Annotated in this window: 13 protein-coding genes, 1 tRNA gene and 1 riboswitch; of the genes, 10 read left to right on the top strand and 4 right to left on the bottom strand. The window is 62.1% G+C overall.

Annotation, left to right across the window (positions count from 1 at the left end):
* Positions 1–6 precede the first annotated feature (6 nt).
* Entirely contained in the window at positions 7–1107 is a 1101-nt protein-coding gene (locus SAJA_RS04940) for a permease (RefSeq protein WP_123657558.1), read from the top strand.
* A gap of 7 nt (positions 1108–1114) precedes the next feature.
* On the opposite strand, the gene SAJA_RS04935 is transcribed toward SAJA_RS04940, so the two are convergent.
* Together SAJA_RS04935 and SAJA_RS04930 are read right to left on the bottom strand one after the other, a co-directional pair.
* Positions 1115–2293, bottom strand: a complete 1179-nt coding sequence (locus tag SAJA_RS04935; protein WP_123657557.1) for an MFS transporter — start codon at positions 2291–2293, stop codon at positions 1115–1117.
* Entirely contained in the window at positions 2290–2817 is a 528-nt protein-coding gene (locus tag SAJA_RS04930) for a TetR/AcrR family transcriptional regulator (RefSeq protein WP_123657556.1), read from the bottom strand. Before SAJA_RS04930 ends, SAJA_RS04935 begins: the two co-directional genes overlap by 4 nt.
* A 171-nt stretch (positions 2818–2988) precedes the next feature.
* Between SAJA_RS04930 and SAJA_RS04925 the strand changes: the two genes are divergently transcribed.
* From SAJA_RS04925 to SAJA_RS04910, 4 genes are read left to right on the top strand one after another with little or no spacing between them, the layout of a single operon-like run.
* Positions 2989–4674: a carbon starvation CstA family protein gene (locus SAJA_RS04925; protein ID WP_123657555.1), complete on the top strand. Its 1686-nt coding sequence runs from the start codon at positions 2989–2991 to the stop codon at positions 4672–4674.
* 1 nt (position 4675) lies between these two features.
* On the top strand, positions 4676–5125 hold the full coding sequence (locus tag SAJA_RS04920; protein WP_221180129.1) for a hypothetical protein: 450 nt from the start codon (positions 4676–4678) through the stop codon (positions 5123–5125).
* The gene (locus SAJA_RS04915; protein ID WP_123657554.1) at positions 5122–5397 is read left to right on the top strand and encodes a cory-CC-star protein; all 276 of its coding nucleotides are present in this window, start codon (positions 5122–5124) and stop codon (positions 5395–5397) included. Before SAJA_RS04920 ends, SAJA_RS04915 begins: the two co-directional genes overlap by 4 nt.
* Positions 5394–6356: an ArsA family ATPase gene (locus SAJA_RS04910; protein ID WP_123657553.1), complete on the top strand. Its 963-nt coding sequence runs from the start codon at positions 5394–5396 to the stop codon at positions 6354–6356. Before SAJA_RS04915 ends, SAJA_RS04910 begins: the two co-directional genes overlap by 4 nt.
* Before the next feature lie 564 nt (positions 6357–6920).
* On the opposite strand, the gene SAJA_RS04905 is transcribed toward SAJA_RS04910, so the two are convergent.
* Together SAJA_RS04905 and SAJA_RS04900 are read right to left on the bottom strand one after the other, a co-directional pair.
* The gene (locus SAJA_RS04905; RefSeq protein ID WP_123657552.1) at positions 6921–7907 is read right to left on the bottom strand and encodes an NADPH:quinone oxidoreductase family protein; all 987 of its coding nucleotides are present in this window, start codon (positions 7905–7907) and stop codon (positions 6921–6923) included.
* Between the two features lie 673 nt (positions 7908–8580).
* Positions 8581–8656: transfer RNA gene (locus SAJA_RS04900), tRNA-Gly, on the bottom strand.
* 279 nt (positions 8657–8935) lie between these two features.
* A riboswitch (guanidine-I (ykkC/yxkD leader) is annotated at positions 8936–9042 on the top strand.
* 64 nt (positions 9043–9106) lie between these two features.
* Between SAJA_RS04900 and SAJA_RS04895 the strand changes: the two genes are divergently transcribed.
* Genes SAJA_RS04895 through SAJA_RS04875 form a run of 5 tightly spaced genes read left to right on the top strand, consistent with a single transcriptional unit; the run spans position 9107 to position 13196 of the window.
* On the top strand, positions 9107–10159 hold the full coding sequence (locus SAJA_RS04895) for a putative urea ABC transporter substrate-binding protein (protein WP_123657551.1): 1053 nt from the start codon (positions 9107–9109) through the stop codon (positions 10157–10159).
* A gap of 25 nt (positions 10160–10184) precedes the next feature.
* Positions 10185–11012, top strand: a complete 828-nt coding sequence (locus tag SAJA_RS04890) for an ABC transporter permease (protein WP_123657550.1) — start codon at positions 10185–10187, stop codon at positions 11010–11012.
* Entirely contained in the window at positions 11009–11806 is a 798-nt protein-coding gene (locus tag SAJA_RS04885) for an ABC transporter ATP-binding protein (protein WP_123657549.1), read from the top strand. Before SAJA_RS04890 ends, SAJA_RS04885 begins: the two co-directional genes overlap by 4 nt.
* Before the next feature lie 3 nt (positions 11807–11809).
* The gene (locus SAJA_RS04880; protein ID WP_123657548.1) at positions 11810–12532 is read left to right on the top strand and encodes an urea amidolyase associated protein UAAP1; all 723 of its coding nucleotides are present in this window, start codon (positions 11810–11812) and stop codon (positions 12530–12532) included.
* Between the two features lie 25 nt (positions 12533–12557).
* The gene (locus SAJA_RS04875) at positions 12558–13196 is read left to right on the top strand and encodes an urea amidolyase associated protein UAAP2 (protein ID WP_123657547.1); all 639 of its coding nucleotides are present in this window, start codon (positions 12558–12560) and stop codon (positions 13194–13196) included.
* The last annotated feature ends 46 nt before the right edge of the window (positions 13197–13242 follow it).

The raw sequence follows: 13242 nt of genomic DNA, 5'->3' as shown, positions 1-13242 counted from the left end.
ATCATCATGCAAATCGTTTCCATGATCGGAGACACGCTCTACACCATCGCCGGCATGGCCTGGCAGATCTTCTGGGCGCTGGTGCTGGGTTTTGCCGTTTCCGGCGCGGTACAGACCTTCATCCCCAAACGCCGCATGGTGCAGGTCATGGGCGACGACAGCGCGGGCTCGATCAGCCGCGCTGGGTTTTTCGGCGCGATCAGCTCGTCGTGCTCGTACGCGGCGGCGGCCATGGCACGCAGCGTGTTTCTGCGCGGCGCACATCCCATCGCCGCCGTGGTGTTCATGATCGCGGCGACCAATCTGGTCGTCGAGCTGGGCTTCGTGCTGTGGTCGCTGATGGGCTGGCCGTTCGTAGTGGCCGAGTTCGTGGGCGGCATCATCCTGATCGCGATCGTAACCTTCCTGATGAAGACCGTGGGCCCGGTCGCCGGCTTCAAGCGCCTGCGCGAACAGGCCGGCGAAGACGGCTCGGACGACGATGCCGACGTGCCATCGATGACCTCCAAGGACGGCTGGGCCCAGGCGGCTTCGGCCTTCGTCATGGACTGGTCGATGATCTGGAAGGACATCGCCATCGGCGTGATCGTGGCCGGGGCGATCGTCGTCTGGGTGCCGGACACCTTCTGGCAGGCGCTGTTCCTGGCTGGGGGCGACGGCGTGAGCTGGCTCCAACGTATCGAAAACGCCCTGGTCGGCCCGTTGGTGGCCGTGCTCAGCTTTGTGTGCTCGGTGGGCAACGTGCCCATGGCGGCGGCTCTGTTCAACGGCGGCATCACCTTCGGCGGGGCGATCGCTTTCATCTACGGTGATCTGATCGTCGTGCCCATGCTGCTGGTCTATCGGCGTTATTACGGCACGCGCCTGACCGTGGCCCTGGGGCTGATCCTCTACGTGGCGATGGCCATCACCGGCTTCATCGTGGATCTGTTGTTCACCGCTCTTGGCTGGGTGCCCGATGCCGCGGCCAGCAAGATCGGCGAGATGCATTTCTTTGCCATTGACTACACTTTCTGGCTGAACCTGATCTTCGCGGTCGTGGGGGCCGCGCTCTGGTGGCTGTCGGGCCAGACCGAGCACAACGCCCACTGTGCCCACCACGGCTGATTGCGTATCAGCCGGGGCGGCATTCGGCTGTGTCCAGACGCGCACGGCCGGATGCCTGCGGCGTGTCGTAGCCGAACACGCCGGTCGCCAGGGCCACGCCGACAAATGCCCAGACCGCGGGCGCTAGCCCCACGTGGCCCATCACGAAACCAAAGACCGGCGCGCCCAGCGTCTGGCCGATGGCGATGGTCAGAAAACCCACCATCAACCCCGTGGCCGGGCGCTGGGCCAACGTGGTCGTGCCCCAGACCAGATACACGCCGGTCAGCATCACATAAGCTGCGCCGAACAGCGCGCCACCGACAAGCGTGAGCAGCGGAGTGGTAAAGGCCAGGCCAACAAGCGCCAGGCTCGCCGCCAACACGCCAAGAAACACGCGATGCACGGTATTGATGCCAAAACGAGCCACGAGCGCGCCGGCCGCCGCACCGGTGATGCCGGCCGCGCCGATCGCGATCCAGAGCAGGCCGATGCCGGTCGTGGTCCAGCCGAGCTGTGTAGACGCAATTTCGCCGCCGAACGACCAGATCGTGGTGCTGGCCGCGCCCATCAGAAACGCCGCGCCGATCAATCGCGCCAAATTCGGCGACAGCGTTGGCAGGCCGGCAGACGCGTTCTTGTCACGTTGCGCAGCGCTGGTCCTGGGCAAGGCGAAAAAAGCGGCCACAGCCAGAACCAGGGCAACGCCCGCGAACAGGACAAACACCAGTCGCCACTGGCCGCCGAGCACCAGGGCGATGGGCCCGGACAGTGCCACGCCTGCACTGGTGCCAGCGTTGATCCAGGTATTGGTGCTGTCCCGGCGCTCGGGCGCCACGCCCTGGGCCACGGCATCGGCCATGGGCGGTGAGGCCAGGCCCGTGCTGGTACCAGCCAGTACGACAAATACAGCCAGCCAGACAGGCGAGGGCGCGACCGCGATACCGATCATGCCGGCCGTCGCCACCAGGCCAGCGGCCACGGCAACCGCCCGCGCGCCGATCCGCTCGGAAACACGCGCCGAGATGATGATCGCCACGCAATAAGCGAAAAACGCCCCACCGGAGATCAATCCGGCAAGACTGGCCGAAAGCGCCAGATCCTCACGCATCTGCGGCAGGAACAAGCCAAAAGCGAAACGGGCAAAGCCGTAACAGACCGCGATCAGGCCGAAGCCCGTCGCGCCGATGCGTAGTGCTGGGTTCATGGGTTCGTCTCCAAATCGAGCAGGCGATGCGCGCCGGCCCGTGCGGCCTCGATCACGGATGTGCCGCGATAAGTAGCCGCGGTGGTTGCGCCTTCGAACAGCGCAAGGATCTGATCGGTTGCGTGGGTATCGGCCCGACCGAGTGCGGCGGTCACGAGTGCGGTGATACGGCCGTGCAGTTCGGCGTGATAAGCCGCAACCGCGGCCTCGATCGCCTCGACCTGGCCGCCTGTTTCGGCCTGTAGGCGAAAGAACAGACAGCCGCGCGCGCCTTCACGCACTGTCCAATCGGCCAGGCCGGCGAACAGCGCGTTGATATCGTCAAAGCGCATGACAGTGAAAAACCGTGCTTGGCGTTCCGCCAACACGCGAGCCACCAGCGCGTTCTTGCTGGCGACGTGCTTGTAGACGGTCCGGCTCGACAGCCCCGTGGCTTGAATGAGCCGGCTCATGCCGGTGGCGTTGAAGCCGTTCGTGTCGAACAGGTTCTCGGCGGTGTCGTTGATGCGGGTATCGATATCCATGGCGACAATGTAAAACGATCATTTTACACACGTCAAGATCTATCGGCGCCGGCATGAGCCGATGATCTGGGCCTCGTTTCGACAATAGTTCACTGTCTAGATCGCTCAGCAGGGGTTAATCTGTTGCGCTTACAGCGTTTTCTGCCTGGCGCAGTTGTTCTGGAGCCCCGGATGCCGGCTTTTTATCTGATCGTGATCACCCTTGGTGCGTTCTATCTGGGGTATCGCTTCTATTCGAAATACCTGGCCGAGCGGGTCTATGCGCTGGATCCGAACTTCAAGACGCCGGCCAACGAGCTGGCCGACGGTGTGGATTTCGTGCCCACGAACAAGCACATTCTGCTCGGGCATCACTTCACGGCCGTGGCCGGTGCTGCACCCATCGTGGGCCCGGCGATCGCGGTCTACTGGGGTTGGCTGCCGGCCATCGCTTGGGTGATTCTGGGCACGGTCTTTGGCGCCGGCGTGCATGATTTCGGCGCGATCGTGACCTCGGCGCGTAACCGTGGCCAGAATATCGGTACCCTGTCCGGCAAGGTGATCTCGGCGCGGGCCTCCACGCTGTTTCTGCTCATCATCTTCTTCCTGCTGACGCTGGTGAACGCGGTCTTCGGCGTGGTGATGGCCATCCTGTTCGAGGCGCATCCGGGCAGCGTGATTCCGGCGGTGATCGTAATACCGATTGCCATGTGTATCGGCCAGTGGGTCTATCGCATGCGCGGCGCGGTGCTGATTCCCTCGATCATCGGGCTGGTGCTGCTTTATGCGGCGATTCCCGTCGGGCAGATGTTTCCTATCCATGTTGACGGCCTGGCTGACATGCTGGGGCTGTCGGTGCGCACGACCTGGGTCATTCTGATCTTTGCCTATACCTGGGTGGCCTCCCGCCTGCCGGTGTGGCTGCTGCTACAACCGCGGGATTACATCAACGGCCAACAGCTTCTGGTCGCCCTCGCCGTCATCTTCACTGGCGTGGTCGTGGGCTGGGACACGATCACCGCGCCGGCGGTCAACGACGTGGCCGAGGGCACCAAACACTGGTTCCCGTATCTGTTCATCACCATCGCCTGCGGGGCGATCTCGGGCTTTCATAGCCTGGTGGCTTCGGGCACGACCTCAAAGCAGATCGCCAACGAGACCGATGCACGTTATATCGGCTACGGCGGGGCGATGGGCGAGGGCGCGCTGGCGCTGGCGGCCATCCTGGCCTGTACGGCCGGGCTGGGCAGTGCGGCCGACTGGAACACCGCCTATGCCAGCTTTGGCGCGGCTTCGGGCGGGGCGCTGGATCATTTTGTGACCGGCGTGGGCCATTTTCTGTCCAATATCGGCATCGATGCCGCGCTGGGCGCCTCGTTCGCCGTGGTGGTGGTCGTGACTTTCGCCGGCACCACGATGGATACCGGCGTGCGCCTGCAGCGCTATATCCTTGAAGAGATCGCCGAGCTGGCCGGCTTCAAGGCGCTGGTCGGCAAGACCTCTCTGCTGACCACGCTGGCCGTGCTGATTCCGTTGGCGCTGGCGCTGGTGCCCGGCGGCGACAGCTCGGGCGGCAAGGGCTTTGCCTTCGGCCAGCTCTGGACGCTGTTCGGGACCACCAACCAGCTCACGGCCGGCCTGGCGCTCTCGGTGATCAGCGTCTGGGTCATGGCGCGCAACCGTAACCCGCTGGCGGCGATCGTCCCGCTGACGTTCTTGTTATTCATGACCAGCTGGGCGTTGATTCTCAATCTGCTGGATTTCCTGGCCCAGGGCAGCTGGATGCTGTTGATCATGGACGCCGGGATCTTCGTGCTCACCGCCTGGCTGATCGTCGAGGCGGTGACCGCACTCAACCGCCAGCGACGCACGGCCTGACGTGGCGGCGCGCTCCTGGCGTGATCATTTGCCCCAGGGCAGCCGAGGCCCGCATCGGCTGATCCTCGTGCGCGAACAGGATGCCCAGCATTCGGGCTCGGGCTGCTGTGGCCGGCTGGGCGAGGCCCATACCGATCTGGGCGGCGCGGCGGATTATCGCCACAGCCGCGTTCTGATGCAGGACATCGGCGCGGTCTATCGCGAAGTGCGCGCGCGCCTGCCCGATCTCACCGTTGAGGTGGTCGATCCGCGTAACACGGTCTGGCTCTATCCTGCCGTGTGGCAGGATGCCCGCGCGGCCGGACGCTCGGCGCGCGAGTGCTTTGCCGGCCTGCGGCGTGCCGGAGCAGCCCTGGCCGTGATTCTGGACGGCGAGGTGTTGTTCTCGGGCCGTATGCCCCAAACCGCTGATGTGGTGGCGGCCATCGAGCAACGATTGAGCGGTTCATGACAACGGATGACGACGACGCGCCCAGCCTCTGGCAGCGCATCAACGCCTATCATGATGAGCTGTTCATGGCCCCGTGGCGGGCCGGCATTGCCCGCCAGGCGCGTAACGAAGAAGAGATCCTGGTGGCGTTGTTGTTCCTGGAAGCACTGGGTATTCCCGGCCCGGCGGACTACTACGCCCTGGAGCTCTATCCGGATCTGGTCGAGGCGTTTCATCGCTGGCATCAACGGATGGGCATGGACACGTTTCCCGAAGCGGGGGTGTGTTGTTGAGCGCCCATGCCCATCAACACGACCACGACGGGCCCGCACGATTCGTGCTGTTTGGCGGCAAGGGCGGTGTGGGCAAGACCACGCTGGCGGCTGCCCATGCGATCCGGCTGGCCGTGGCCGGCCATCGCACGCTGCTGGTCTCCACCGATCCCGCCCATTCCGTGGCCGATCTGTTGGAAACCCCGCTTGGCCCCGAGGCCAAGCCGGCCGGCGAGCGGCTCTGGGCGCTGGAGATCGACCCGGAAAAAGACGCCGAGGCCTATGTCGAATCCATCCGTGAAGATGCCCGCGAGGCCGTATCGAAAGCCGTGCTGCCCGCGCTGGACCGACACTTGAAGCTGGCCGTGCAAGCGCCGGGCACGGCCGAGTCGGCCTTGTTCGATCGGTTCACCCAGCTCATGGAACGCTGCCCCGCCGAATATGATCGTATCGTCTTCGATACCGCGCCCAGCGGGCATACCCTGCGCCTGCTCACGCTGCCCTCGATGCTCGGCGCCTGGGTCGAGGGCCTGGCCAGCCAGCGCGCCAAGGTCAACAAGCTACAAGGCATGTGGCGCAGCATGGCCGGCGTGGCCGAGCCTGAGCGCGAGGATCGTGTCCTGGTGCGCCTGCGCCGCCGCGCCGAGCGCTTCGCCGCGGCCCGCAAGCGTCTGCACGAGGAAACGCTATTCCATCCCGTAATGCTCGCCGAGCGTCTGCCGATCGAAGAAACCGTGCGTGTGATCGCCCAGCTTGGCGAAGCCGGTATCCCCGTCGGCGATGTCTTCGTCAATCGCCTATGGCCGGCGGATGCGACGAGCGCCTTCATGGCCGAGCGCGTGGCCCAGCAAAGCGATTATCTCGAAGAAATCCGTCGGCGCTTTATCGACTACGACTTGATCGAAGTTGCACAGAGCGCGCGCGACATCGACGGCCGCGCCGCACTCGATGCCCTGGCCGAGCGTCTGGGGCCGCTTTGAATCGAGGCTTCGTTGCTTGAAGGCTTAACCGCCGATGTTTGCCGATAGCCGCCGATGAAAACGACGGTCTTTGAAGACTATCCGCAGATTTCGCAGATTGCACAGATTTGCGGCGGGTGACTGCGTCGCTATGCCATCAGGGCGCATCTACTGTCATGCCTTCGTTCTGCAAGATTTTTATCCGCAGATGGACGCCGATAAACGCAGATGGCGGTTGTGCCTTCGTGGCCTAGAAAGATCGGGGCGCCACGTTTTTCAGACGCTACGTAGGTGCTCGTTTGAATGATTTATCAGCTTTTCCCGGTCACGGCGTAGGCAGCCCGGGAGCGAGGCGCTGCGGAATTCGTAGCGTCTTTGTGGCTCGACCGCCATCTGCGTTTATCGGCGTTCATCTGCGGATTGTCTTAAAAAAACACCCAACCAATCTGCGTAATCTGTGAAATCTGCGGATGATCGTAAACGATCGAGGCCGCCCGAAACGGTGGCGACCCGATCGTCGCTTGGCCGATGCGGCAATCCGCCATCCGCGTCAATCGGCGTGCATCGGTGGATTGTCTTCAAAAGCTACGACTCAGAACGCGGGGTAATGACGAGCTTGCCAGAGACTTCGCGACCCGCCAGGGCCGCGATAGCCTCGCCGCCGCGAGCCAGCGGGTAGGTTGCTGCAACGTGCGGGCGTAGCTTGCCCGCGGCGAGCAGGCCGAACAGGGCTTTCAGATCGGCGACATTCGCCTCGGGTTCGGTGGCCACGAAACGGCCCCAGAACACGCCGACGATGGCACAGCCTTTAAGTAGCGCGAGATTGAGCGGTGGCTTGGGAATATCGCCGGCAGCAAAGCCGATGACGAGATGCCGGCCGCGCCAGGCACAACTGCGCAGGCCGGCCTCGGTCAAGTCACCGCCGACCGGGTCATAGACCACGTCCACCCCGCGGCCGTCGGTCAGACGCTTGATCTCGTCGCGTAGATCGGTTTCGACGTAGTTGATCGTCTCATCCGCGCCGTGCTCGACACAGACCGCCAGCTTGTCGGCCGTGGAAGCTGCTGCGATCACGTGTGCGCCGGCGGCTTTGGCGATCTCGATGGCCGCCAGGCCCACGCCGCCCGACGCACCCAGCACCAGCACGGTTTCGCCTGCCTGAAGCGCGGCCCGATCCATCAGCGCGTGATAACTGGTGCCATACGTCATCACGAACGCCGAGGCGGTGACGTGATCCACGCCTTGCGGTTTCGTAATCACGCGATCCGCGCCGGCCACCACCTGCTCGGCGAACGCGCCGTAAGCGGTAAAGGCGATCACCTCATCGCCCACTGCCAGATGCGAGACATCGCTGCCGACCTCGGCGATCACGCCCGACAGCTCGCCGCCCGGCGAGAACGGCAGTTCGGGCTTGGTCTGGTACTTGTTCTCGATGATCAACGAATCCGGGAAATTCACGGCGGCGGCGTGGACATCGATACGCACCTGATCGGCCGCGAGAGCCGCCGGTTCGATATCCTCGACCACCAGCGTTTCCGGCGGGCCGAACTGTTTGCAGAGTAGCGCTTTCATCGCGTTATGTTCCGTCGAGAATTCAGCCCACACTCTAGCGTTACCGAAACGCTGTTTTGTTAATTGACGTCTACGTCATTAGGCGTAGATCGCCATGGCCATTATTACCGTTTTAGAGTCTTGTATATGTCTGTCTTTCGCTGGGCTAGTCTGGCCATCCTGGTTGTGTTAGCGCTGTTTTTCGCCGGCTGTGCGAGCGCGCCGCCGGCTGCGCGTTATCTGGCAGCCGGCGCGCACGACAAGACCTACGACGGCTTTCTGGCGTATGGCGCGTTCAAGGATCTGGTGATCGAAGGCCGCTTCGAAAAAGCACTCTGCGCGCGCCTGAGACAGGCCGGGCATGCCTGTGTGCCCATGCTGGCGATCGCCACGCCCACGTCGCCCCAGGACAGCGCTACGCGCCAACGCGCCATGCGCACCTCCGGCGCCCAGGCCGCCCTCGTGATCGAGCTGATCGACCCGACAACCACATCGCGTCAAGTCCTGGCCAACGGGGCACCGGCCTATCGCGTAAGCGTGATCGATACCGAAACCCAGGCGATCGCGGCCAAATTGGCGATCGAAAACCCGCCGGATGCCGATAATCTGCGCGCCCGCGCGCAAGCGGTCGCTGTGGCCACAACACAGGCGCTCAAAGACGCCGGGCTGTTACAGCCGCGTGAGAGAGAGGGAATGGAGCGGCGGACGAGATTCGAACTCGCGACCTCGACCGTGGGAGGGTCGCGCTCTACCAACTGAGCTACCGCCGCTCGACATCCGAGATGTTGCGATATTCCGCGGCACAGAGCAAGAGGCCGAAAGAGCAGTGATGCGGTTTCGCCAGGCGATTGCCCGCATTGCTGTGTAATGGTGCATTCGGCGTATCGCTTGTTCGGGATCGGTGCGTTGCACCGAGCATAGGCGAGGGTCTCGAGTCGCGTTCAGGCGGTTGTTCCATTCGAATCAGATGCTTAATGCTTCTGGCACGCTCTGTGCTTGGTAATACTCAGCTGAAAGGTGTCGACAGCAGCAGGCTTGTCGCACGAAGAACAATGGATGGCTAGGGTTCCGCTGGCAGTCGCCGGGCCTGGACCGAGAGCGATCGACCGGACGCGAGACAGCGGCGGTTACACGGCGGGATAAAAGCCCGGGAGGTCAGACACAGGGTGCTGTGCTCGATACCTCCGGCTTTTATTCGAAGATGACCTTGGAGGCCATCAATGACCGTGAAAAAGCTGTCTGTCTTCTTTATCGCGACCGTTCTTCTGGCCGTATCGCCGGTGTCTATGGCACAGCATGCACGCGATGATTTTCGTATCGCTTGGTCGATATACGTTGGCTGGATGCCATGGGCCTATGCCGACAGCCAGGGGGTTGTCGACAAATGGGCAGATAAGTACGGCATCGATATCGATCTGGTCCAAGTCAACGATTACGTCGAGTCGATAAATCAGTACACATCGGGCAACGTCGACGGCGTGACGGCTACGAATATGGATGCGCTGACGCTGCCAGCCGCCAGCGGGGTCGATACCACCGTGATTATTCTCGGTGACTATTCCAACGGCAACGACGGGGTGGTGCTCAAGAACGCTCGCTCGCTAAAAGATATCCGGGGCCGACAGGTCAATCTGGTGCAGTACAGCGTGTCGGACTATCTGTTGTCGCGGGCACTGGAAAGCGTCGGGTTGAGCCAGCGTGATGTTTCACCGGTCAATACGGCAGATGCCGATATTGTCGGAGCCTTCGCCAATCCGGATGTCACGGCTGCCGTCACGTGGAACCCACAGCTTTCGGTAATCTCGAATATGCCGGAGGCGAATATGATCTTCAGCTCCAAGCAGATTCCTCGTGAAATTCTAGATTTGACGATCGTGAACACGGATGTTCTCAAGGCCAACCCGGATCTGGGTAAGGCACTGGCCGGTGCCTGGTACGAAACCATGGCCAAAATGGCAGCCGACGATCCGAAGGCACTGTCGATCATGGCCGAAGCGGCCGGGACCGACCTGGCCGGCTATCGCAAACAGCTGGCCGCAACCCATCTGTACTCCGACCCGGCCAATGCGGCGGCCCTGATGACCGATCCCGAGCTGCTGGACACCATGAAGAAGGTGGCCCGTTTCAGTTTCGAACAAGGCCTGCTCGGGCCGTCTGCACCGGGGCCTGACGTGATCGGCATCCGTACGCCGGCGGGGGTCTACGGGAATCGCGGCAATATAAAGCTGCGTTTTGATCCGCGCTTTACGACGCACGTTGAGCAGGCGAAGTGAGCGATACCCGCACCGGGAGCCCGTCATGAAGCGGTTGATCAATCTACGTGGTGGGCGTGGTCTGCGTATTGCGCTGGCGTTATTGCCGTTCATTGTCTTGGCTACGGCCTATATCGCGATAGCCAATCAAAAGACCGAGTTCAATCCTAACCAGCGGCTCTTTCCGACCGCCGAGCAGATGAGCCAGACAATGACGCGCATGGCCACCCAGGCCGATATGCGTAGCGGCGAGATCGCGCTTTGGGCCGACACGCGCGCGAGCTTGCAACGTCTGGGTATCGGCGTTGCCATCAGTGCCACGGCAGCACTGATATTCGGGCTGGTAAGCGGCGGAATCCCGCTGTTTCGTGCTCCGTTTTCGCCGCTCATCACGGTGGTTTCACTGATTCCGCCCATGGCGATCTTGCCTATCCTGTTCATTGTTTTTGGCACAGGTGAGATGGCCAAGATCGCGTTGATCGTGATCGGCATCACGCCGTTTTTGATTCGCGATCTGCAGGGCGAGGCCTTGCGGTTACCCGAAGAGCAGCGCATCAAGGCACAGACGCTGGGTGCAAACTCGTGGCAGGTATTGATTCGCGTGTTGTTGCCCCAGCTGACCCCGCGCTTGATCTCGACCACGCGGCTGGCACTGGGCAGTGCCTGGCTGTTCCTGATCGCGGCTGAGGCGATTGCCGCTCAGTCAGGGCTGGGTTATCGCATCTTCTTGGTACGGCGGTATCTATCAATGGACGTGATCCTGCCCTACGTAGCCTGGATTACGTTGTTGGCTTTCATCATCGACCGCGCGCTTTATTTGATCTCGCGCAAGTGGTTCGGCTGGTATCACGTGGATGAGCAGGCCTCGGCATGAGCTTGGTGTACGCAAAAAATCTCGAGAAACACTACGGCACCGACGTCGTACTCGAGCGGCTCAATTTCACGGTCGAGGCCGGTGAGTTCGTCACCGTTGTCGGGGCGTCGGGATGCGGTAAGACCACGTTCCTAAAAATGTTGCTGGGCACCGAAGCCCTCTCGGCCGGCGAACTGGCACTCAACGGCGCGTCGATTCCGGGCGAACCTGGCCCGGACCGCGGCGTCGTGTTCCAGAAATATTCGGTGTTTCCGCACCTGAGCGTGCTGGGCAACGTGATGATGGCCGAGGAGCTGGCGCGCGCGCCAGTGCTGGGCAAGCTGTTTGGTAAGCGTCGCCGACGGGCACGCGAGGCAGCTGTGGCACGGCTTGGCGAGGTCGGCCTAGACGATGCGTTGGACAAATACCCGCACGAGCTGTCTGGCGGCATGCAACAGCGCCTTGCTATCGCCCAGGCGCTAATGATGCGTCCGCGCATCCTGCTATTGGATGAGCCATTTGGGGCGCTTGATCCCGGCATCCGAGGCGATATGCACGAGCTGATCACCCGGCTCTGGAAAGAGCTGGGGCTGACTGTGTTCATGATCACCCATGACCTGGAAGAGGCCTTTTCGCTAGGCACGCGGGTCTGGGTGTTCGACAAGGTTCGACACGATCCCCAGGCGCCGAATGCCTACGGTGCGACGATTACCTACGATCTAGACGTGGATCGCAACCGCGACATGAAGGCGGCAGCGGCGGCCACGCTGGCACGCGGCGCCTCGGCTACACACCCTGCAACCGAAGAGGTCTGAACCATGGCTGATTTCGATTATCAAACATTTCTGCCCGGCGGCCAGCATTGGTCGCTTCGCCTGCGCCGCGGCACCACGATGACGCTTAGCGCCGAGGCCGCCGATACCAACGTCAGCATGCTCTTTTACAACCCGGAAAACCTGCTCGAACGCTTGAGCCTGCCGGACACGCTCAAGGCTCAGCATACGTTCAAGCTCACGACCGGCCACTGTCTGTTTTCGGACATGGGACGAATATTCGCCTCGATCGTCGCCGACGACCTCGGTTGGCACGACAGCGTAGGCGGTAATTTGCACGCGGCCCACATGATCGAAAAAGGCTGGCAGCCGGTCAGTTTCCAGGATGCCCTGAACGATCGCACCCAGACCGGCCACGATAGTTTTCTAATCGAATTGGCCAAGTATGAGCTGGGCGCGCGAGATCTGGCGGCCAATCTGAACCTGTTCAGCAAGGTCGTGGCCGATGACGACGGCCGGCTGTCTTACGTGCCTGGGCATTGCCAGGCCGGTGCTTCACTCACGCTGCGCTTCGAGATGGACACGCTGGTGGCGCTGCATACCTGCCCACACCCGCTGGATCCGGCCGCGGACTATCCCAAACGTGGCGTAACCATCGGACTGGGCTCGGCCGCACCCGTGGGTGATGACGATGTCTGTTATCGCCACTGCGCCGAGAACGCACGCGGCTTTGCCAACAATCGCCTGTATCACCTGGGTGCTGCCTAAGCGCGGCCCGACAAGGGAGCAAGACATGACGATCAGCAGTACCAAACACATTGAAAACGCGGTGTTTCAGCATCGTATTCCAGCGGGTGAACATTACATCGGCCCGGTTCGTGCCGGACAGACGATCCGCTTGGTGGACGTTGAGGGCAACGAGGCCGCCGATACCTTGTTTTTCAATCTGGCCGATCCGGCCGAGCGCTATAGCTGCATGGATACCGTACGTGAGCAAGCGCAGGTGTATCTGACGACCGGCTCGACCCTGCGCTCGAATCTGAACAACCCGATGCTTACGATCACCGCCGATACGGTCGGGCGCCACGACACTTTGGGCGGCGCCTGTGCCAGCGAATCGAACACCGTGCGCTACGACCTAGAAAAACGACATATGCACAGTTGTCGTGACAACTGGATGCTGGCGATTGCTAATCATCCTGAATACGGCATCGACAAACGTGATATCGCTCACAACATCAATTTCTTCATGAACGTGCCGGTCACTGCCGACGGCGCACTGTATTTCGATGACGGTCTGTCGGCGCCAGGCAAGTACGTGGAGATGCAGGCCGAGATGGATGTTGTGGTGCTGATTTCCAACTGCCCGCAGCTCAATAACCCCTGTAGCGGTTTCAATCCCACGCCGCTAGATATTCTGGTCTGGGACTGAGCCGCCAGACTCGAATCAACTTGGTCCAGACGTACGGGACGACCCG

The organism is Salinisphaera japonica YTM-1 (genome assembly GCF_003788585.1).
GTDB classification, from domain to species: Bacteria; Pseudomonadota; Gammaproteobacteria; order Nevskiales; family Salinisphaeraceae; genus Salinisphaera; species Salinisphaera japonica.
The sequence above is the reverse complement of the archived record's forward strand: the minus strand, read 5'-3'. Positions and strand labels throughout refer to the sequence as shown.

Bases quoted from the DNA above. Each gene is read 5' to 3' on its own strand.
- SAJA_RS04885 (WP_123657549.1), top strand. From the start codon at position 11,009: ATGAGCTTGGTGTACGCAAAAAATCTCGAGAAACACTACGGCACCGAC.
- SAJA_RS04925 (WP_123657555.1), top strand. From the start codon at position 2,989: ATGCCGGCTTTTTATCTGATCGTGATCACCCTTGGTGCGTTCTATCTG.
- SAJA_RS04905 (WP_123657552.1), bottom strand. From the start codon at position 7,907: ATGAAAGCGCTACTCTGCAAACAGTTCGGCCCGCCGGAAACGCTGGTG.
- SAJA_RS04930 (WP_123657556.1), bottom strand. From the start codon at position 2,817: ATGGATATCGATACCCGCATCAACGACACCGCCGAGAACCTGTTCGAC.
- SAJA_RS04895 (WP_123657551.1), top strand. From the start codon at position 9,107: ATGACCGTGAAAAAGCTGTCTGTCTTCTTTATCGCGACCGTTCTTCTG.
- SAJA_RS04890 (WP_123657550.1), top strand. From the start codon at position 10,185: ATGAAGCGGTTGATCAATCTACGTGGTGGGCGTGGTCTGCGTATTGCG.
- SAJA_RS04880 (WP_123657548.1), top strand. From the start codon at position 11,810: ATGGCTGATTTCGATTATCAAACATTTCTGCCCGGCGGCCAGCATTGG.
- SAJA_RS04940 (WP_123657558.1), top strand. From the start codon at position 7: ATGCAAATCGTTTCCATGATCGGAGACACGCTCTACACCATCGCCGGC.
- SAJA_RS04875 (WP_123657547.1), top strand. From the start codon at position 12,558: ATGACGATCAGCAGTACCAAACACATTGAAAACGCGGTGTTTCAGCAT.
- SAJA_RS04935 (WP_123657557.1), bottom strand. From the start codon at position 2,293: ATGAACCCAGCACTACGCATCGGCGCGACGGGCTTCGGCCTGATCGCG.
- SAJA_RS04915 (WP_123657554.1), top strand. From the start codon at position 5,122: ATGACAACGGATGACGACGACGCGCCCAGCCTCTGGCAGCGCATCAAC.